Below are 19,057 nucleotides of genomic sequence, written 5' to 3' on the forward strand. Positions count from 1 at the left end.
TGGCGAGTGACAGGGTGGCCCACCGTCCCCGGCAAGGGGACAGACGAGCGCGCCGGCAATGCCTAGATTCAGCGCATTCCCCAAGCCAGGAGCCTGAGCATGACCTCCGCCGACGAAAGCGTCGCCCTTCGCGAAGCACCCGTGCTGGACATCGATCCCTATTCGATCGAGGTGCTGCGCGATCCCTATCCCTTCCACCAGGCGCTGCGCGAGGCCGGGCCGGTGGCCTTCATCCGGCCGCACGGCGTGTACGCGGTGGGCCGCCATGCCGAAGCCAAGGCGGTGTTGTCCGACTACACGCGCTTCACCAACGCCGGCGGCATCGGCATCCAGGACATCCGCAAGCCCGGCGAGTTCCGCATCCCCAGCCGGCTGCTGGAGGCCGACCCGCCGGACCACACGAAGATCCGCACGGTGGTGACGCGGCTGCTGTCGCCGCTGGTGGTGCGCCGGTGGAAGGAAGGCTTCGAGCGCAAGGCCGAGGAGCTGGTGGAGCAGTTGCTCGCGCGGCGCGAATTCGACGGCGTGGAAGACTGCGCCGAGCGCTTCATCCTGGAGGCCTTCCCGGCGGCCGTCGGCGTGCGCCTGCCGCGCACCGAGACGCTGGCCATCGGCGAAATGCGCTTCAACCAGAGCGGCCCGGTCAACGCGCTGTACGAACGCGCGATGAAGGCGGCGCAGCCCTACCTGGCCTGGTTCGAGGAAAGCGTGTCGCGCCAGGGCGTGATCCCCGGCTCGATCGCCGAGCTGCTGTTCCGCGCCGAGGATGCGGGCGAACTCGACGAGGGCATCGCCTCCAACGTGGTGCGCAGCTTCGTGGGCGGCGGCACCGATTCAACCATCGCCGGCATCGGCTTCACGCTGCACCAGCTGGCGAAGAACCCGGCGCAGTGGCAGCGCGTGCGCGACGAGCCGGCCAAGGTGAAGGCCGCCTTCGAGGAGGGCATCCGCCACGAGACGCCGTTCCAGGTGACCTACCGGACGACGCGCGAAGCGACCGAGCTGTCGGGCGTGCGGCTGGAGGCCGACACCAAGATCGGCGTGTTCCTGGGCGCGGCCAACCGCGACCCGCGCCAGTTCGCCGATGCCGACCGCTTCGACGTCGACCGCGCCGCGCTCGCCGGCAACCATCTGGCCCTGGGCCACGGCATTCACGCGTGCATCGGCCAGATGCTGGCGCGCCAGGAGTCGGAGGCGCTCATCGGCGCGCTGTCGCGCCGCGCGGCCCGCATCGAGCTGACAGCGCCGGCCACCTACCGCCCGATCAACCAGATGCGCACGCTCGACAAGCTGCCGATGCGCCTGGTGCCGGCCTGAGCGCGCGGGAAAACATGCGCGCGGCTTTCTACACACGGCAAGGTCCCGCCGACGAAGTGATCCGCATCGGCGAGCAGCCGAAGCCGGCCGCGGGCCCTGGCGAGGTGCTCGTGCGGCTGCACTTCTCCGGCGTCAATCCCTCGGACTGGAAGACGCGCCGCGGCGGGGGCAACCGCCCCCTGTTCGCGCCGCTCATCATTCCGCACAGCGACGGCGCGGGTGTCATCGAGGCCGTGGGCGAAGGCGTGCCGTCCGCGCGCGTCGGCGAGCGCGTGTGGACCTGGAACGCGCAATGGAAGCGCGCCTTCGGCACCGCGGCGGAGTTCGTCGCCCTGCCTTCGGCGCAAGCGGTGCCGCTGCCGGCGCACCTGGGCTTCGCCGAGGGCGCCTGCCTCGGCATCCCGGCCTTCACCGCGATGCAGGCGGTGCGCCTGGCGCGGTGCGCGCCCGGCATGCGCGTGCTCGTGCCCGGCGGCGCCGGCTCCGTGGGGCACTATGCGATCCAGCTGGCGAAGCTGCGCGGCGCGGAGGTCATCACCACCGTCAGCTCCGCGGCGAAGGCGGCGCACGCGGCGAGCGCCGGCGCCGACCACGTGATCGACTACCGCGAAGAGGATGTCGGCGAACGCGTGCGAGCGATCACCGGCGGCAGCGGCGTGGACGCCGTGCTCGAAGTGGACCTCGCCGGCAACGCAAGGCTCTATCCGCAGGTCCTGCGGGAGGGCGCCCGCGTCATCGTCTACGGCAGCTCGGGGCCGGAGGCGCCGATTCCCGCCGTCGCCCTCATGCAGAAGAGCATCCTCTTGCAGTTCTTCATGATCTACGAGATCGCCCAGAGCGATCGGCAGGAATGCCTGGCCGAGCTGGGGCGGCTGCTGGAGGAAGGCCGGCTGCGGCACACCATCGGACGGACCCTGCCCCTGGCGCAGGCCGCGCAGGCGCACGAACTGCTGGAGCGCGGCGAGGTGATCGGCAACGTCGTGCTGGCCGTGGCCTGAGGTCTTCGGCAGACGCAGCCCTCACGCCCCGGGAGGTGGACCCGAGCCGCCTTCCGTGAGGGGTGCCGTGGGGGGCGGTGCCCGCTCGCCCGCGGCCTAGCTGAAGACGCTCTCGAGGTCGGCTTCCTCGACGCTGGCGTCCAGCTTCAGGCTCTGCTCGATGTGGTCGAGGTGATGCAGCATCAGCTTCACCGCCTGCTGGGCATCGCCGCGCTTGACCGCCGCGACGATCTCCTCGTGCTCGTCGGCGCGACAGCTGGTGGCGGTCGGTGAGTCATAGAGAGAGATGATCAGGCAGGTCAGCGCCGACAGCTCCCGCATCGTGCGGCTCAGCGCGGAGTTCCCGGCCAGTTCAGCCAGCAGCACATGGAATTCTCCGGACAGGCGCACGATCGCCCGGGCGTCGCCGCGGCGGCGCGCATCCGCCTCCAGGTCGAGGTGCCGGCGCAGGCGCTGCTGCTTGACGTCGTCGAAGGTGGCCATGAGGCGGCGCAGCACACCGGGCTCGATCAGCCGGCGCGCCTCGAACACGTCCTGCGCCTGCTCGATGGTCGGCTTGGCGACGAATGCGCCTCGTTGCGGGACGAGCTCGACGATCTGCTCATAGGCCAGGCGGGCAAGCACTTCGCGCACCTTGGCGCGGCTGGTGGCGAAGATCGCGGCCAGGCGGTCCTCGCCGAGTTTCGTTCCGGGCGCGAGCCGGTGTTCGAGGACAGCCGTCGAGATCTTCTCGGCGATCTCGTCGACGCTGCGTTCTCGGGGAGCGGCAGTGCCGTCCTTGCGGGCTGAAGCTTTGGTGGACATCGAAACCAATTCTATCGGCGAGCCCATGGGAGTGCGGCGCGCGCGCATTTTTCCGCATGCCCTACGTCGATCGGGTGTCGCGTGCGAGGAGGCGCACCATGGCCTCTGGCAGCCCGTGGTTCGGCTTGATCGGTGGCGGCGCGAAGCTGCCGCGCCGCGCCGGTACGGGCGCGAGCGACACCAGCGTCTGCGCCTGGCAGACGGCACTGGACACGCCGTCGACGACAGGCACCGGGATGCGGTCCTTGATCGAGCGCGCCAGGCCCGCGAGCGGCGCACCCGCGATGATGATCACGTCGGCGCCATCGTCCTCGACGGCCGACAGGCAGAGTGCCTGGAGGCGCTGCTCGTGGTCCTCCTGCACGCGCCCGATGTCCTGCAGCGGTCCGTCGAGGCTGCGGATGCTCGCCAGGCGGTCGAGCAGGCCATTGGCCTGCACGCACTCGCAGTACCAGGCGGTGATGCGGCGCGAGATCGCGACGATCGAGAAGCGCTTGCCGAGCAGGCACGCGGTCATCAGCGCGGCCTCGGTCAGGCCGACCACCGGGATGTCGAGCGCCTCGCGCAGGCCGTCGATCCCCGGATCGCCGAAAGCCGCGATGACGATCGCATCGTGGCGCGCATGGTGTTCGGCGGCCAGGGTCGCTGCCGCATAGGCGCCGATCAGCGACTCGAAGCGTGTCTCGATGTAGGCAACGCCGAAGGGCGCCGTGAGCACCTCGATGCGCGTGTCCGGCGCCGCGGCACGCCGGGCTTCCGCCGCGATGAGGTCGGACACGCTTTGCGAGGTGTTGGGGTTGATGAGCAGCAGCTTCATGGTGTCTTCTCGGTATGCATCAGGATTCAGGCGCGCCGGGGCGATGGCAGCAGCGTCGGACGCGATCGACGCAGGAATTCCCCTTTTCCGGCGCGAGGATGGAAGCGCTCGCCGTCCCACACCACTTCGCCGCGCGCCAGCGTCAGTGCCGGCCAGGCCTGGACCTCGATGCCCTCGTACGGCGTGTAGTCGACGTCGTGGTGCAGGTCGACGTTGCGGATGGCGCGCGGCGTCGTGCCCCACACCACCAGGTCGGCATCGGCGCCGACGGCGATCGTGCCCTTGCGCGGATGCAGTCCATAGGCCTTGGCCGGGTTGGTCGACGTGAGTTCGACGAAGCGGTTGATCGTGATGCGCCCATCGAGCACGCCGTGCGAGAACAGCAGCGGCAGCCGCGTCTCGATGCCGGGGATGCCGTTGGGGATGTGGCGAAACGCGACTTCCTCGCCGCCCGGCTTCTTGCCTTCGGGCGCGTCGTAGCGGAACGGCGCATGGTCCGAAGAGAAGATCGTGAACAGCCCGTCGGCCAAGCCGTTCCAGATCACCTGCTGGTTGTCGCGGTTGCGCGGCGGCGGACTGCAGATGCAGCGCGCGCCCTGGTAGCTGTCGTCGATGCCGAGGTCCTCGGCGGTCAGGAACAGGTACTGCGGGCAGGTCTCGGCGAACACGTTCAGGCCATGCGCGCGCGCCCAGCGGATCTGCTCGACCGCCTCGCGGCCGGAGACGTGCACCACCATGATCGGAACGTCGACCAGTTCCGCCAGCGCGATGGCGCGGTGCGTGGCCTCGCGCTCGACCAGCATCGGCCGCGCATGCGCGTGGAAGCGCGGCGCGGTGCGGCCGCTGGCTTCGAGGCGCCGGGTCAGCCATTCGATGCAGTCGGCATTCTCGGCATGGATCATCGCCATCGCGCCCTGCTCGCGCGCGACCGCCAGCACGTCGAGGATCTGGCCGTCGTCGAGCTTCAGATCGTCGTAGGTCATGTAGATCTTGAAGGAGGTGTAGCCCTCGGCGATCAGCTGCGGCAGCTCGTGCTTGAGCACCTCCTCGGTCGGGTCGCTGACGATCAGGTGGAAGGCGTGGTCGACATGGGCGCGGCCCTCGGCACGATGGTGGTAGTCCCGCACCGCGGCGCGCAGCGACTGGCCCTTGTGCTGGGCAGCGAACGGGATCACCGTGGTGGTGCCGCCGCAGGCCGCGGCGCGCGTGCCGCTGTCGAAATCGTCGGCCATGCGCGCGGGGGCTTCCATCGGCTGGTCGAGGTGGCAGTGGGCATCGACGCCGCCGGGCGTGACGTAGCGACCGGCGGCATCGAACTCGCGCCGGCCCGCGGGCAGGTCGAGTCCGAGTTGCACGATGCGGCCATCCCGAATGCCGATGTCCGAATCGAAGGTGTCGCTGGCCGTCGCAACGCGCGCGTTGCGCACGACGAGATCGAGTTCGCGCTGGGTCATGTTCATCTCTTGTTGGGGCTGTGCTTCAGATCCGGGACTACCGCTCGAACAGGCGGCCCCAGCCCTGGACGCCGCGCGTGTCGGCGCCGATGGTCTTGAGCGCCTTCCACACCACGGTGGCGACCGAGTCGTAGATCGGAATCCCGAGCTCGCGCTCCATCTCCTCCACCAGCTGGGCGCCATGCAGGTTGGTGCACATGATGGTCATCGCGTCCGGGCGCTGCCGCGCCACCTCGCGCAGCATGCGGCGCAGCGTGTCGGGCTCGACCTCGCTGAATGAGAAGTTGACCGTCAGGTCGAGGTGCCGCTCGGCCACGCATTCGATGTCGATTCCCGCGTAGTTGGCGATGATGCGCCGCTGCACGTCCTCGACATAGGGCGAGACCAGGCCCAGCGTGCGTGCGCCCTGCGCCGCCAGGAGTTCGTTCAGCGCCAGCACCGAGGTGGTGGCGGGAATGCCGGTCGCCTCGGTGATGCGCGCGCACAGCGCCCGGTCCTTCTCGAAGCCGAGCCAGCTCGCCGACGTTCCGCTCCAGCAGATCACGTCGACATGCGCATCGGCCAACAGCCGCGCGGCCTCGAGGATCCTGCTGTCGTCGAACTGGTTCAGCGAGGCGTCGCGCATCGATATCTCGGTGACCGGGAAGCGCGAGAAATGCGCCGATACGCCGGGCACGGCGCCGACCATGGCGCTGGTCAGCGGCTCGAGGGCGGTGTTGGAGGAAGGCGTCAGCACGCCGATGAGTTTTCGCTGTGTCATGGTGTTCGATGCGTCGGGGGGCTCAGAGTCTGGGCGTGTCGGTCGGGTCGACGGGTGCGCCCGGCAGCCCCTGTTGGCGCGAGGCCAGCTCGACTTCGCGCGCCAGGGCCTTCTCGCCGGCGGGCGTCAGCCTGGCGTGCGACTTGTTGTCGAGCGCGGGCAGCACGAAGTCATTGACCATGTGACGGATCGCCAGCACGTTCTTCGATTCGCGCAGGCCGCCTTCGATCGGCAGCATGCTGGTCATGACGACCACGGCATTGCGCTCGGGGAGGGCCACGATGAACTGGCCCTTGAAGCCCATGGCGTGCACTTCGGGTTCGGTGGCGACGACGTCGTTGATCCACCAGAACTGCCCGTACCACGGCGCGGACGAGGGCGCGGTCATCGTGCGCACCCAGGCCTGCGACACGATCTGCCGGTCGTTCCAGCGCCCTCCGGAGAGCACCAGCATGCCCAGCTTGGCCATGTCGACGGCGCGCAGGCGCAGGCCCCAGCCGGAGGACACCAGGCCCTTGTCGTCGGCGCGTTCCCAGGCGTAGTGCGTCATGCCCATGGGCTTGAACAGTTTCTGCTCGGCGAACTTCTCCAGCGGCATGCCCGCATCGGCGCCGAGGGTGGCGCTGGCGAGGATCGGGTTGACGTCGGTGTATTCGAAGGCCTCGCCCGGCGGGCGCTTGACCGTGGTTTCGGCGGCGAGCTTCAGGCGGTCGGGCGCGCCGTAGTAGATCGGGTCGTCGGTCGGCTTGAAGTTGTAGAACAGGCCGCTCGACATCGACATCACGTGCCGCAGCTCGATGGCCTGCTTGTCGGCGAAGGCCTCCTTCAGATCGGGGCGCGCCTTGACCAGCACGGGCGCGACCTTCTCGTCGAGGCGCGCGCGCCCTTCGTCGATCAGCACGCCGGCGGCCAGCGCGGTGACGTTCTTGGTGATCGAGTAGAGCTCGTAGTTGTGGTCGCGGGTGAGGCCCTTGGCGTAGCGCTCGAAGATCAGCTTGCCGTCCTTGACCACGAGGAAGCTGCGCACGTCGAGCTTCTCCTTGCGGATCCATTCGGACAGCTGCACCAGGGGGCGGGAGTCGACACCGACGGCTTCGGGAAGGGCCGTCGGCAGGTCGGTGCCGTTGCCGGCGGCAGATGCGACCAGCGGGATCGAGAGCACGGCCATCGCGGCCAGCACGGCGACGCGGCGAGCGGGAGACTGGAGGATGTTCATGGGGGTTCTCACTTTTCCGGTGCGTCGTTGAAGGCCAGGTCGGTGCCCGGCACGCCTTGCGCCTGGGCGCTGAGTTCGAGCTCGCGCCGGAGCGCCTGCCGGGCGTTCTCGCTGGGCCGCACCCGGGGCAGCGTCTGCATCGCCGGCAGGATGTAGTCGTTCACCATGCGCCGGTACAGGTTCAGGTAGGTGCCGGTGCGCAGGCCGCCGTCGGTGGGCAGGATCGCGGTCATCACGACCACCGCGTGCTCCCTGGGCAGCACGGTGATGAACTGCCCCTTGAAGCCCATCGCGCCGAACTCGGGTTCGGATTCGACGATATGGTTGATCCAGCAGTAATAGCCGTAGTCCTGCGCCGTGGCCTTGGGCGACGGCGTGGTCATCTCCCGGATCCACGAGGCCGGAACGATCTGCCGCCCCTGCCAGCGGCCCTCGTCCAGCATCAGCATGCCGAGCTTGGCCATGTCGATGGCACGCAGGCGCAGGCCCCAGCCGCCCGACACCGTGCCGGTCTGGTCGGCGCCGGTCCAGCGGTAGTTGCGCATGCCGAGCGGCTTGAAGATCTGCTCCTCGGCGAAGCGGTCCTCTCGCTGGCCGGATGCCGCCGCGATGGCGGCGCCGACCAGTACCGGATTGGCGTCGGTGTACTCGAAGCGCGTGGCCGGCGGGATTCGCGGCACCGTGGAGAGCGCGACCTTCAGCCGATCGGGCGCCTGGAAGTACATCGGGTCGGACCCTTCCACCTGCCTGTAGAGCAGTCCGCTGGACATCGACATCAGGTGGCCCAGTTCGATGTCCTTCTTGTCGCTCAGGGACTGCGCGAATTCCGGATGGGTCTTCAGGATCCAGGAAGCGGCGCGATCGGCGGTGTCGATCTTTCCCTGGCCGGCCAAGGCACCGAAGGTCAGCGCGGTGATCGTCTTGGTCACCGAATAGAGTTCGTAGTTGTGCTCCCGGCCGAGGCCGCCGGCGTAGCGTTCGAAGATCAGCTTGCCATCCTTGATGACCAGCAGGCTGCGTACATCGAGCTTGTCCTTGCGGATCCATTCGGACATGCGCACCAGCAGCGCCGAGTCCACGCCGACGGCCTCGGGACTGGCCGCGCCGATGCCCGGCTCGGCCTCGACCGCGGGCTGGGCCAGGGCAGCGCCGAGGAAGGCGGCATTCAGCGCCAATGCGGCGGCCGCGGCGCGAGCGGCGCGCAGGGTAAGGGTATGGGACATGAGCATCATCGTCTCCGCGTGGATGAATCAGACGGGCAGCTTCTTGCTGTAGTCGATCAGCATCGTCGAGCAGACGAACAGGCCGGCACCCGCCGCCGCGAACAACATCAACGCCATGAAATACGAGCCGGTGACCTGCACGATCAGGCCGACCACGATCGGCACGCCGATGCCCGCCACGTTGCCGCCCAGGTTCATGGTGCCGCCGAGGAAGCCCACCCGGGCGCGCGTGCCGAGGATCGACGGCACGCACCAGAACAGGCCGCACCAGCGCAGGAAGAACAGCGTCACCGACAGCAGCGCGACGACGGCGACCGGGTCCTTGATCTGCGCGACCATGTAGATCGAGACCGTGGCGATGATCGAGGAGACACCGAACAGCGTGCGCAGCACCTTGCTCTGCGTGGCACCGGCGGCCTGCCACTTGTCGGCCAGCCAGCCGCCGAACATTTCGCCGACGAAGCCCGAGAAGAACATGATGAACACGGCGCCGCCCATCTGCTTGATGTCGAAGCCATGCACCTTCGACAGGTAGTTCGGCATCCAGGTCAGCAGGCCATAGAACAGCGCGTTGAAGCACATCCAGCCGAAGAACATGCCCCACACCGAGCGGTAGCGGAAGAAGTCCAGCACACGACCGCTCGCGTGCGGTGATTCCTTGGCGGCATCGGCGGCATGGCTGGCCTCGATGTAGCTCGCCTCGGCGTCGTTGACGCCCGGATGCTGGCGCGGATGGTTGCGGATGTAGCTCCAGGCGAAGTAGCCGGCAAGGACGGTACCGATGCCGGCAATGACGAAGGACAGGCGCCAGGAGCCGAGCACGGCGATCAGCGCGGAGATCAGGATGGCCCCCAGCGCGGCGCCCAGCGGTGCGCCGCCATCGAGCAGGGTGGCGCCGCGGCCTCGCTCGGTCTGTGTCATCCAGATGCCGTTGAGCTTGCCCCCTGCCGGGTAGATCGGCGCTTCCGCCGCGCCGAGGCCCAGGCGTGTGAGCAGCAGCGGCACCCAGCCCGTGCAGACGGCGGCGATCGCCTGGAAGAAGCCCCAGCCCAGGGTGGCACCGGCGATGACCACGCGCGGCCCGAAGCGGTCGGCCAGCATGCCGCCCGGGATCTGCATCAGGGCATAGGTCCAGAAGAACGAGCTGAGCAACAGGCCCTGCACCGCCGGGCCGATGTCGAACTCCTTGGCGATCATCGGCATGGCCACCGAGAGAGAGGCGCGATCGATGTAGTTGATCGAGATGAGAAACAGCATCATCAGGAAGATCTTCCAGCGCACCTTGGTGGGCTGGAGGGCCGGATTGGCGAGCGCGGCCGGGGTCGCGACTGTGGAATGCATTCTTTGTCTCCTGTTGGCGCTGCACAGTGGCTGCCGGCCCTGTGCGACGGTGCGCTCCGTTGCAGATTGAAAACACGGTGATCCGCTATGCATGGAAGCCCGCGCGCTCTGTCGGCGCGTCGAGGTTCTGCGGCCCATCGGCGGGACTGCAGCCCCCTTCTGGGTTGAACGGAAGCTGCAGGTGAAATTTAGGTGTCGGCGACATCATTGTCAACATCACTGTCGACATAAATGATGAAACTATCGTAAACACCTAGGCAGGGACACCAGCGCAAGGTCATGCCGCGCCGCACAGCAAGTCCTCGAGCGTGGGGAACCGTCCGTCCTCATTCATGCCATGCGCAAGCCCGAGCCGCGCGGCCAAGCGCGCGGCATCGTAGGGCGCGTGCACCTTGACGTCGTTGTCGAAGTAGCAGAAGACATCGCGGCGTGTCCGTCGCTTCGGCACACGGGGCGATGCGGTGCGCGCATCGTTGACCTGCCCGCCGGAACGCCATGCGTCCACCCGCGCGGCCCAGCGGTCGAGCGCGGAATCGTCATAGCCACTGGTGTAGAGCGCCTTGTCGCCGTGCAGGCGCACATAGACGAAATCCGCCGTCAGGTCCTCCAGGAGCGGCCACTTGCCCGCCGTGTCGGCCACGACCAGCGCCGCCTTGTACCGCCGCAGCATCGCAATGAAGCCCGCGTCCACGAAGCTGGGATGCCGCACCTCCACGGCGTGCCGGAGCCTTCGCACAGGCGGAGCTTCGAGCCAGTTGCGGTCGTGCAAGCGCCGCGGGTCGTGCTCGCGCGCGAGTTCGACGGCGGCCGCCGTATCCCGCGGAAGCAGCGACAGGAAGGCATCCAGCCGCTGCGGCTCGTAGGCCATGCTCGGGGGCAATTGCCAGAGGATCGGTCCCAGCTTGGCCCCCAGCGCAAACAGACCCGACGCCAGGAAGTTGGCCAGCGGGATGCGCACGTCCTTGAGTCGGCGCATGTGGGTGATGTAGCGGGGTCCCTTGACCGCAAACAGGAAGCCGTCGGGCGTCTCGTCATGCCATCTCCGGTAGGACGCAGGCGTCTGCAGCGAATAGAAGGAGCCATTGATCTCCACCGACGACAGCACGCGCGATGCGTAGGCCAACTCCATCCGCTGGGTCAGCCCGCGCGGATAGAAGCGGCCGCGCCACGGGGCGTATCTCCAGCCTGAGATTCCGATGCGGACGTCGGCGCTGCTTTTCCCACTCGTCATGTGCCATACCGTGCTTGTGGACGCGGCATGGATTCGATGGCGAATGCGCGCCGTGCCGGGGTCGATTATTCCGCGATCGGAAGGATCGAGTGAAGCAATGACTCGCCAGCCGTTTCCGACATGCGGATGCGGTACAGGCCTGCTGGGATGCATGGCCGCGCGAGCCAAACCCACGGCATGAACAACCTGAGCAGCAAGCCCACCGATGCGTCGGTCTGGCGCAGATTCTGGTTCTTCGACGCGTGCATCGAAGCCCCGCCGCCTGACGCAGCGCGCGAGGAGCTCTCGGATCTGCGGCGTCGCAACAACCATTGGCTTCGTGCGCACGCACCGACGTACCTGCTGCGCTGGTCCTTCTTGTGCCTGTTTGCGCTTTTCTTGCTCGGGTTGACGAGCGGCGACGAGGATGTGCCACTGATCTTCCGCGTGATGGCCGGCGGCTTCGTAGGCTTCGCGCTGGGCTTTCTCCTCCGGCACGCCCGGGTCTACTGGAGCGCGGTCGCTTCGCTGCGCCAGCCCCTCGGCGAGCCGGGTTCACGGCGCTAAGGGCTTCGAGCGGCGACCGGGCAACTCCGGCGGGCTTGCGCGGGTCTCCTTGGAAATTCCGGCGAGACATCGCGCCCCCGTCTTACAGCCGCGGCCTGGCGCCGCGGCCAAATGGCAGTCTTTGAAAGACTCCCTTTCGGGCGATCTTCTCAGGAGAACGAAATGCCAGAGCCTGCGACTCCCAGCCAACCGGCGGCCCGGCCACGGAAGCGCGCGTCGACCGCTTCTCGCAGCAGACATGGTCCGGCGCCACTCTCGGTGGACGCTGACGACATGATTGCGCACAGGGGATGGATGGCGGCGATGCAAGTCAGGGAAGCAATGCAGGGCCGCATCGTTCGCGCATTCCGCTTGCACCTCGAAGGCTTGGGCCCTGGACCCACGGATGTGGAGCTGCTCATGTTCGCGAGGCTGGCCGTCGCAGAGCAACGCTTGCATGCGGCCTCGCACAAGCCGAGTGCGGAGGTTCTGCCGTGATGTGTGGGCAGGCGGCGACCGCGCGACGGACGCACCCGAGGGCCCCGCGCCGGTCAATATTGCACGGAGAGGCGCACCTGGTGCGGACCGCGCTGCGCTTCGATGAACGCGACCACGCGGTCGCCGAGCCGCTGGAAACTCAGGTCGACGCACTGCCCGCCCACGTCCATGTGGCGCAGATGCAAACGGTCGATGTCTTGCGGCAGCCGCGGCTGCTCCACGAGGATCATCATGCGGCGTGCGTCGATCCGCAGGCCGAGGGTCGCCTGCAGCAGCATGAAGACCGAACCCGCAGCCCAGGCCTGCGGCAGGCAGGCCACCGGGTAGGAGGTCGGGGCTTCGCCCGGCGAGCGCGCGAAGCCGCAAAAGAGTTCGGGCAGGCGCATGCCGAAGTAGGTCGCGGCCTCGAACATGCCGCTCATCAGCCGCACGAGGCCCTCGCGCTCGCCGTAGCGCGCCATGCCGGCGCCGCACAACACGACGTCGTGCGGCCATACGGAACCGTTGTGATACGACATGGGGTTGAAGCGCACGGCTTCCGTCGGCAGCGTGCGGATGCCCCAGCCCGAGTCGAAAGCGCTCGACAGCAACTGGTGTGACAGCGCCCGACCACGCTCGGGCCGCGGCAATCCGCAAAACAGCAAGTGGCCCGCATTGGAGGCCCTGACCCTGCACGCCCGCCCCGCTCCGTCGAGCGCCAGCGCGTAGAACCGCAAGTCCTCCAGCCAGAAGCGCTCCTCGACCGCCACGCGCAAGTCCTCCGCGCGACGCCTCCAATCGCCGGCCATCGCGTCGTCGCCGCGCCATTGCGCGAGCTCGGCCATCGTGAGGTAGGCACGGTAGGCATAGCCCTGCACTTCGACCAGCGCAATCGGCCCTTCAGGCGTGGTGCCGTCTTCGTGAAAGACCGAATCGTTGCTGTCCTTCCAGCCCTGATTGGCCAGGCCGCTGGACTCTCCGCGCGCATAGCTCAGGAAGCCGTCGGGGTTGCCGGCGATGCTGCGCTCCATCCAGCGCGCGGCCGAATCGAGCGCCGCCCAGAAAGGCTCGATGGCGCGCGCGCCGCCCATGCGTTCGGCATACGCGCCGGCGAGCACCACGAAGAGCGGCGTGGTATCAATCCCGCCGTAGTACTTGGCGAAGGGCAGCTCATCGACCGCGGCCATCTCGCCCTTGCGCGTCTCGTGCATGATCTTTCCGGGCTCCGAGTCGCGGAAGGTCGAGGTCTGCTGCGCCTGGTTGCGCGCGAGGAAGGCCAACACACCATGCGCGAGCGACGGGTCGAGCCACAGGGTCTGCAGGGCCGTGATGATGGCATCGCGGCCGAATGGCGTGGAGAACCAGGGGATGCCGGCATAGGGGTAGGGCCCGGTGGGCAACTCCGTGGTCAGCAGCGCGAGGTCGGCGCGCGACTTGTCGAGCCACAACTGGAACAATCGAGCCGAGGCCTGCACCCGCGCCCCGCTGCGCTGCCGTACACGCATGCTGCGCCGCGCCGCCGCCGCGGCCTGCCGGTAGCGTCCGCGGCCGGGCGGCTCGGTCGGCCCGGGCCCGACCTCGATGTAGAGGGTCCAGGGCCTGCGCTCGACGACGTCCACGCGGAACTCGGCATGCGCCTGATCGAGGCGCTGCGGCATCTGCGAGAACTCGATGCACACCTTGCGCATCACCTTGTCGAGCCCCTCGTAACCCAGCTGCGCCGCCCGCTCGCTCAGCACTGGCGGCTGCCGCTCGCCGCGTCGCGCGCGCTTCTGGCCGCGCACTTCGAACATGTCGCGGAAGTCCGCTGCGAACTGGACAACGAGCGGCGCGCGCACCGGCGTCTGGCCGTAGTTGAAGAGCGTGACGCGCTCGAATACACGGCCGCTCCACAGGAAGCGCTCCCGCTCGACGTGCAGGACCCCTTGCGGCGTTGCGGCATCGCCCAGCGGAGGCAGCGGCTGGTTGGTCATGTGGGCCGTGAAGAAGACGTTGTCCTGGCTCACGCCGCCAGACAGCAGCGACGGCCTGCGCCCGCCCAGGCGCAGGCGGAACGTGGAGAGCATCCGGGTGTCGTTAGAGAACAGACCGTCGGCCTCGCCCGTCACGTCGCCGTACATGTCGGCGACCAGGAAAGTGTCGCCTTCCTTCAGGACGAAGAGGCGCTGCGGCGTGCGCTCGAGGACCTCGGGAAGCGTGTCGCCCCCGAGCAGTGCCGGCTCCTGAGTCATGCCCTGTGTCATTCGACCGCCGGCTGTTCAGGCCGCCTCGGGCATGGCGATGGCGGGGAGCCGATGGTAGAGCTCGACATAGGCGTCCGCCATCACCCTCGACGAGAAGCGCCGCTCGAAGCCCGCTCGCACGCCCCGACGATCGAGCCGCGCCGCTGCGCCCACCGCAGCCACGGCATCTTCCTCGCTGCTCACCACCAAGCCTGTCACGCCCTCCTCGACCACCTCTGGCACGGAGCCGCAGCGCCAGGCCACGACCGGCGTGCCGCAGGCCATCGCCTCGATCATCACGAGGCCGAAGGGCTCCGGCCAGTCGATAGGAAAAAGCAGAGCCTGGGCATTGCCCAGGAACTCCGCCTTCTGCGCATCTCCTACCTCGCCGACGAATTCGATGAGCGGATGCTTCAGTAGAGGCTGGATGCGATGCTCGAAATAGGCGCGGTCCACGGCGTCTACCTTGGCTGCGATCCGCAGCCGCATGCCCGCGCGGATGGCGATAGCGATGGCGCGGTCCGGCCGCTTCTCGGGCGAAATGCGGCCCAGGAACGCGAGGTAGCCACCCGCGGGCACGGCGCGGAACGGAAAGAGCGTCTCATCGATACCGTTGTAGACGGTCCCGATCCAGTTTGCAAAGGGCAAGGGCTTGCGCTGCTGATTCGAGATGGATGCCAGGGGAAAGGTGTTCCAGCAACCGTAGGCTTGCGGCAGATCCAGGATGTCGAGCCTGCCGTGCGCGGTGGTCAAGGTGCGGCCAGCCATGTCCTCGAAGAAGGGGAAATGAAGCATATCGATGTGAAAGTGAAGCACGTCGAACTGGTGGGCGCGACGGCGCGCCTCCCACAGCAGCACGAGATGGCTCGCGAGGTCCGACTTGAGCGCGGCGGGATCCAGGCGCAGCGCCTGGTCGCGAAACCCGAGCAGCTCGGCTCGCGTACGCGAGCCCGCGGCGGCGAACAAGGTGACGTCGTGGCCCTGATCGATCAGCGCATTGGTCAGGTTCGCGACAACCCGTTCCGTGCCGCCATAGAGGTGCGGCGGCACGGCCTCGTAGAGAGGAGCGATCTGGGCAATCTTCATCGGGGTCCTCGCTGGGAACGCTGGTGTCAAGCTACACGAAGCGCATCGGATTCGGGGAGGACAGGAGCGCTGCTGAGGGTGCGGCGCGCTCCTACGGGCGCGGCACGCCACGCAGACCTGGTGCCGGGTCAAGGAGGCCGGGTCCAGGAGTTCAGTCGCTGCCGTCGAATCGGGCGTCGCCGCTGAATCGCTGATGCAGCACCGAGCGAAACCATTGGTTGCCGGCCTCGCGGTGGAAGCGTTCGTGCCAGTACTGTGCAACCTCGAATCGCGGAAGTCGCAGCGGCGGCTTGATCAATTCGAGGTCGAGCTCGCGGGCCAGCACGGCGGCGAGCGGCGAGGGCAACGTCACCACGGCATCCGTATGCTTGGCAACCACGGCCGCGGCAGTGAAGCCGGGCACGCGCACCGTGAAATGGTGGGCCGGGATCGCGGCTTCGAGCGCATGTTCGGTCAATTCAACGCCGTGGCCCGTGCCCGACGACGAGACCAGCACGTGCTGCTCGGCCGCGAAATCCTCCAGCGTGGGCTCCGTCGTGAGGCGCGGATGGCCCTTGCGCACCAGGCTCATGAAAGTCGCCATGAAGAGCCGCTGTCGCCGGATGCCCTGGGTCAGCGAGGGATAGGAACCGATCGCCAGGTCGACCTTGCCCGACTTGAGCCAGTCATGCAGATGGTCCTCTTCCAGCTGCACCGCCTTCAGGCGCACGCCCGGCGCCTGCTCATGCAGCGACTTGACCAGCGGAGGCAGCATCACGACCATGCCCGCGTCCGCCGCGAAGAAGCTGAAGCTGCGGTCGCTGGTGCCGGGATCGAAGGGCACTTGCGTACAGCGCAGCAGCTGCATCTCGTCGAGTATCAGCCGGATGGGTGCCGCAAGCGCCAGGGCCTTGGGCGTGGGCTCCATGCTCAGCGACACGCGCACAAACAGGGGGTCCTCGAAGTAGACGCGCAGCCTCGCCAAGGTCTTGCTCAACGCGGGCTGCGTGGTGTTGAGGACCAGCGCGGAGCGGGTGAGGCTTTGCTCGCGCAGCAGAACGTCGATGACCTGAAGCTGGTAGAGGTCCAGTTGATCTGCGTGGCCGCGTAGGTTCGTACCCATATGCTCGAGTCCTGGTTTGCGAAATATACCGCCGACCCTCCTGGCGGGTCCGACCTTAGGGCTGCCACCCGGCTTTGGACAGCGTTGCCGGGGCATGGGCACTATTCCTCCAGGGCATGCGGACAGTGACGGCAGCCGCGTCCCAGGCGTCACCCCGTCGGCGTCGGTTCGTGGTGCAAGACCAGCGGGAGCGGCTTCGATCGTTCCGGCTCACGGCGCGGAATAGTCCGTATTCCCCCCCGCTCATGGCGCCCCGCAGAGGCCCCACCTACTATTTCTCCAGGCGCACACCGCATCAGGTCCCTCCTCTCTCCCAACCATTCAACGGAGCGCAAACATGACCCACGAGACAATGAATGAGCAGGACACCGGGATCTCGGTGCCGGAGTTCCGGGATGCACTGGCCCGCGCCGTCACCGCCGTGACGGTCGTCACCACGAACGGGCCGGGCGGCCTGGCCGGTGTCACCTGTTCGGCGGTGGCTTCGGTATGCGACACACCCCCGACCGTGCTGGTATGCATGAACCGCCGAAGCTATGTCAACGGCGTGATCAAGGCCAACGATGTGCTGTGCGTGAACTGGTTGAGTTCGCAGCAGCGCAGCACATCCGACATGTTCGCCGGCGTCGGCGCGATCCCCATGAAGGCTCGCTTCGAGCAGGGGAACTGGCGCACGCTGGCGACCGGCGCTCCCTACAGCGAAGACGCCATGATCGCGCTCGATTGCCGCGTCGTCAGCGCGATGGAAGTCGGAACACACAGCGTCTTTCTCGCCAGGGTGCTGGCGACGAAGGCGCATATCGAAGAGCACCGCGAACCGCTTGTGTACTGCAAGCGCGCCTATGCAACCACCCAGCCGACCGCTCAAGCGTGAGCCGACGCTTCTTGTGTCCCCCTCCAAACCAAAGGAACTGAAATGCTAAGAACGGGCAAGCAATATCTCGCGTCCCTCAACGACGGCCGCGTCGTCTGGGTCGGCAACGAGAAGATCGACAACATCGCGACGCATCCGAAGACTCGCGACTACGCGCAGCGACACGCGGACTTCTACGACCTGCACCATCGCCCCGACCTGCAGGACGTGATGACCTACGTGGACGACAAGGGCGAGCGCCGCTCGATGATGTGGTTCGGCCATCGCACCAAGGAAGAGCTCAAGCGCAAGCGCCGCTACCACGAGACCGTGATGCGCGAGATGGCCGGTGCCTCCTTCCCGCGCACGCCGGACGTCAACAACTACGTTCTCACCACCTACACCGACGATCCGACGCCCTGGCAGGAGCAGTCGATCGGCACCGAAGGCCAGGCGCTGTCGAAGAACATCGTCGAGTTCGCCGAGTTCGTGCGCAATCGCGATCACAACTGCGCGCCGAACTTCGTCGATCCGCAGATGGACCGATCGACACCCGAAGCCCAGGCCCGATCGCCCGGACTGCGCGTGATCGAGCGCAACGACAAGGGCATCATCGTGGACGGCGTCAAGGCCGTCTCGACCGGCACCGCGTTCGCGGACTGGGTCCACATCGGCGTCTTCTTCAGGCCCGGCATCCCGGCCGACCAGATCATCTTCGCCGCTGTCCCGGTGGCAACCAAGGGGCTCACGCTGGTGTGCCGCGAGAGCCTGGTGAAGGAAGACCGCACCGAGCATCCGCTGGCCTCGCAGGGCGACGAGCTCGACGGCATGACGGTCTTCGACAAGGTCTTCATCCCATGGTCGCACGTCTTCCACCTGGGCAACCCCGAGCACGCGAAGCTCTATCCGCAGCGCGTCTTCGACTGGTTGCACTACCACGCACTCGTTCGCCAGATGGTTCGAGCAGAGCTGATGGCCGGCCTGGCCGTTCTCATCACCGAGCACATCGGCACCAGCAAGATCCCGGCGGTGCAGACACGGGTCGCCAAGCTCATCGGTTTCCACCAGGCCATGCTGGCGCACGTGGTCGCCAGCGAGGAACTCGGCTTCCACACGCCGGGCGGGCTCTACAAGCCGAACATCCTGATCTACGACTTCGGGCGCGCACTCTATCTCGAGAACTTCTCCCAGATGATCTACGAGCTGGTCGACCTGTCGGGCCGCAGCGCCCTGCTCTTCGCCACCGAGGATCAATGGGAAGACTCCAAGCTCAACACGATGTTCGAGAAGATGAACTCCGGTCCCGTCGGCCGGCCGAAGGATCGCCTGCGCATCGGACGGGTCATCCGTGACCTGTTCCTGACCGACTGGGGCAACCGCCTGTTCGTGTTCGAGAACTTCAACGGCACGCCGCTGCAGAGCATCCGCATGCTGACGATGCAGCGCGCCGAGTTCTCCGGCTCCGGCACCTACGGCAAGCTGGCACGCCAGGTCTGCGGCATCGACTCGGTGGCCGAAGACAACACCGACTACAAGGCGACGGCCGACTATGCGAAGGCGATGGACGCGGCAAGGCATCAGGAGCGGCTCTCCCTGAGCGGCACGCTCGCCATCTGAGCCTCGATCGCAAC

General features: G+C 67.5%; 16 protein-coding genes. 5 read left to right on the plus strand and 11 right to left on the minus strand.

Annotated features, from left to right (window positions below; genetic code table 11):
• The first annotated feature begins 99 nt into the window (after window positions 1-99).
• Both AC1DNF_RS01920 and AC1DNF_RS01925 read left to right on the plus strand, forming a co-directional pair.
• On the plus strand, window positions 100-1,317 hold the full coding sequence (locus AC1DNF_RS01920) for a cytochrome P450 (RefSeq protein WP_478146848.1): 1,218 nt from the start codon (window positions 100-102) through the stop codon (window positions 1,315-1,317).
• A gap of 14 nt (window positions 1,318-1,331) precedes the next feature.
• Window positions 1,332-2,315: an NADPH:quinone reductase gene (locus AC1DNF_RS01925; protein WP_478146849.1), complete on the plus strand. Its 984-nt coding sequence runs from the start codon at window positions 1,332-1,334 to the stop codon at window positions 2,313-2,315.
• 96 nt (window positions 2,316-2,411) lie between these two features.
• Here AC1DNF_RS01925 and AC1DNF_RS01930 read toward each other — a convergent pair whose 3' ends face one another.
• From AC1DNF_RS01930 to AC1DNF_RS01965, 8 genes are all read right to left on the minus strand, one after another.
• A complete protein-coding gene (locus AC1DNF_RS01930; protein ID WP_478147024.1) occupies window positions 2,412-3,119 on the minus strand; it encodes a GntR family transcriptional regulator in 708 nt (235 codons plus the stop codon).
• Between the two features lie 61 nt (window positions 3,120-3,180).
• Window positions 3,181-3,936, minus strand: coding sequence for an aspartate/glutamate racemase family protein (locus tag AC1DNF_RS01935; protein ID WP_478146850.1), 756 nt, complete (start codon window positions 3,934-3,936; stop codon window positions 3,181-3,183).
• A gap of 26 nt (window positions 3,937-3,962) precedes the next feature.
• Window positions 3,963-5,390, minus strand: coding sequence for a dihydropyrimidinase (hydA, locus tag AC1DNF_RS01940; protein ID WP_478146851.1), 1,428 nt, complete (start codon window positions 5,388-5,390; stop codon window positions 3,963-3,965).
• Window positions 5,391-5,427: 37 nt separating this feature from the next.
• Window positions 5,428-6,150, minus strand: coding sequence for a maleate cis-trans isomerase family protein (locus tag AC1DNF_RS01945; RefSeq protein ID WP_478146852.1), 723 nt, complete (start codon window positions 6,148-6,150; stop codon window positions 5,428-5,430).
• 22 nt (window positions 6,151-6,172) lie between these two features.
• Complete coding sequence (locus AC1DNF_RS01950) at window positions 6,173-7,318, minus strand: serine hydrolase domain-containing protein (RefSeq protein WP_478147025.1); 1,146 nt, start codon at window positions 7,316-7,318, stop codon at window positions 6,173-6,175.
• Between the two features lie 56 nt (window positions 7,319-7,374).
• On the minus strand, window positions 7,375-8,595 hold the full coding sequence (locus AC1DNF_RS01955) for a serine hydrolase domain-containing protein (protein WP_478146853.1): 1,221 nt from the start codon (window positions 8,593-8,595) through the stop codon (window positions 7,375-7,377).
• Window positions 8,596-8,616: 21 nt separating this feature from the next.
• Window positions 8,617-9,930 carry an MFS transporter gene (locus AC1DNF_RS01960; RefSeq protein ID WP_478146854.1) on the minus strand — a complete coding sequence of 438 codons (1,314 nt, stop codon included), beginning with the start codon at window positions 9,928-9,930 and terminating at the stop codon, window positions 8,617-8,619.
• A 277-nt stretch (window positions 9,931-10,207) separates the two neighbouring features.
• Window positions 10,208-11,161 (minus strand): DUF72 domain-containing protein, encoded by a 954-nt coding sequence (locus tag AC1DNF_RS01965; protein WP_478146855.1) that lies wholly within the window; start codon window positions 11,159-11,161, stop codon window positions 10,208-10,210.
• Between the two features lie 177 nt (window positions 11,162-11,338).
• On the opposite strand from AC1DNF_RS01965, the gene AC1DNF_RS01970 reads away from it, so the two are divergent.
• Entirely contained in the window at window positions 11,339-11,707 is a 369-nt protein-coding gene (locus AC1DNF_RS01970) for a hypothetical protein (RefSeq protein ID WP_478146856.1), read from the plus strand.
• Between the two features lie 530 nt (window positions 11,708-12,237).
• Here the strand turns inward: AC1DNF_RS01970 and AC1DNF_RS01975 are convergent.
• The 3 genes from AC1DNF_RS01975 to AC1DNF_RS01985 all read right to left on the minus strand — a co-directional run bounded on the left by AC1DNF_RS01975 (window position 12,238) and on the right by AC1DNF_RS01985 (window position 16,573).
• Window positions 12,238-14,394: an amylo-alpha-1,6-glucosidase gene (locus AC1DNF_RS01975; protein ID WP_478146857.1), complete on the minus strand. Its 2,157-nt coding sequence runs from the start codon at window positions 14,392-14,394 to the stop codon at window positions 12,238-12,240.
• A 27-nt stretch (window positions 14,395-14,421) separates the two neighbouring features.
• Window positions 14,422-15,471, minus strand: coding sequence for a glycosyltransferase family 4 protein (locus AC1DNF_RS01980; protein ID WP_478146858.1), 1,050 nt, complete (start codon window positions 15,469-15,471; stop codon window positions 14,422-14,424).
• Window positions 15,472-15,622: 151 nt separating this feature from the next.
• Window positions 15,623-16,573, minus strand: a complete 951-nt coding sequence (locus AC1DNF_RS01985; RefSeq protein WP_478146859.1) for a LysR family transcriptional regulator — start codon at window positions 16,571-16,573, stop codon at window positions 15,623-15,625.
• A 337-nt stretch (window positions 16,574-16,910) separates the two neighbouring features.
• On the opposite strand from AC1DNF_RS01985, the gene AC1DNF_RS01990 reads away from it, so the two are divergent.
• Both AC1DNF_RS01990 and AC1DNF_RS01995 read left to right on the plus strand, forming a co-directional pair.
• Window positions 16,911-17,447 carry a flavin reductase gene (locus AC1DNF_RS01990; RefSeq protein WP_478146860.1) on the plus strand — a complete coding sequence of 179 codons (537 nt, stop codon included), beginning with the start codon at window positions 16,911-16,913 and terminating at the stop codon, window positions 17,445-17,447.
• A 42-nt stretch (window positions 17,448-17,489) separates the two neighbouring features.
• Window positions 17,490-19,043 carry a 4-hydroxyphenylacetate 3-hydroxylase family protein gene (locus tag AC1DNF_RS01995; protein ID WP_478146861.1) on the plus strand — a complete coding sequence of 518 codons (1,554 nt, stop codon included), beginning with the start codon at window positions 17,490-17,492 and terminating at the stop codon, window positions 19,041-19,043.
• Window positions 19,044-19,057: the final 14 nt, after the last annotated feature.

The sequence above is a fragment of the Variovorax sp. 01T432 genome (assembly GCF_056398605.1).

Bases quoted from the DNA above. Each gene is read 5' to 3' on its own strand.
- AC1DNF_RS01950 (WP_478147025.1), bottom strand. From the start codon at position 7,318: ATGGCCGTGCTCTCGATCCCGCTGGTCGCATCTGCCGCCGGCAACGGC.
- AC1DNF_RS01935 (WP_478146850.1), bottom strand. From the start codon at position 3,936: ATGAAGCTGCTGCTCATCAACCCCAACACCTCGCAAAGCGTGTCCGAC.
- AC1DNF_RS01955 (WP_478146853.1), bottom strand. From the start codon at position 8,595: ATGCTCATGTCCCATACCCTTACCCTGCGCGCCGCTCGCGCCGCGGCC.
- AC1DNF_RS01970 (WP_478146856.1), top strand. From the start codon at position 11,339: ATGAACAACCTGAGCAGCAAGCCCACCGATGCGTCGGTCTGGCGCAGA.
- AC1DNF_RS01990 (WP_478146860.1), top strand. From the start codon at position 16,911: ATGACCCACGAGACAATGAATGAGCAGGACACCGGGATCTCGGTGCCG.
- AC1DNF_RS01960 (WP_478146854.1), bottom strand. From the start codon at position 9,930: ATGCATTCCACAGTCGCGACCCCGGCCGCGCTCGCCAATCCGGCCCTC.
- AC1DNF_RS01920 (WP_478146848.1), top strand. From the start codon at position 100: ATGACCTCCGCCGACGAAAGCGTCGCCCTTCGCGAAGCACCCGTGCTG.
- AC1DNF_RS01980 (WP_478146858.1), bottom strand. From the start codon at position 15,471: ATGAAGATTGCCCAGATCGCTCCTCTCTACGAGGCCGTGCCGCCGCAC.
- hydA (WP_478146851.1), bottom strand. From the start codon at position 5,390: ATGACCCAGCGCGAACTCGATCTCGTCGTGCGCAACGCGCGCGTTGCG.
- AC1DNF_RS01965 (WP_478146855.1), bottom strand. From the start codon at position 11,161: ATGACGAGTGGGAAAAGCAGCGCCGACGTCCGCATCGGAATCTCAGGC.
- AC1DNF_RS01945 (WP_478146852.1), bottom strand. From the start codon at position 6,150: ATGACACAGCGAAAACTCATCGGCGTGCTGACGCCTTCCTCCAACACC.
- AC1DNF_RS01985 (WP_478146859.1), bottom strand. From the start codon at position 16,573: ATGGGTACGAACCTACGCGGCCACGCAGATCAACTGGACCTCTACCAG.
- AC1DNF_RS01925 (WP_478146849.1), top strand. From the start codon at position 1,332: ATGCGCGCGGCTTTCTACACACGGCAAGGTCCCGCCGACGAAGTGATC.
- AC1DNF_RS01975 (WP_478146857.1), bottom strand. From the start codon at position 14,394: ATGACTCAGGAGCCGGCACTGCTCGGGGGCGACACGCTTCCCGAGGTC.
- AC1DNF_RS01930 (WP_478147024.1), bottom strand. From the start codon at position 3,119: ATGTCCACCAAAGCTTCAGCCCGCAAGGACGGCACTGCCGCTCCCCGA.
- AC1DNF_RS01995 (WP_478146861.1), top strand. From the start codon at position 17,490: ATGCTAAGAACGGGCAAGCAATATCTCGCGTCCCTCAACGACGGCCGC.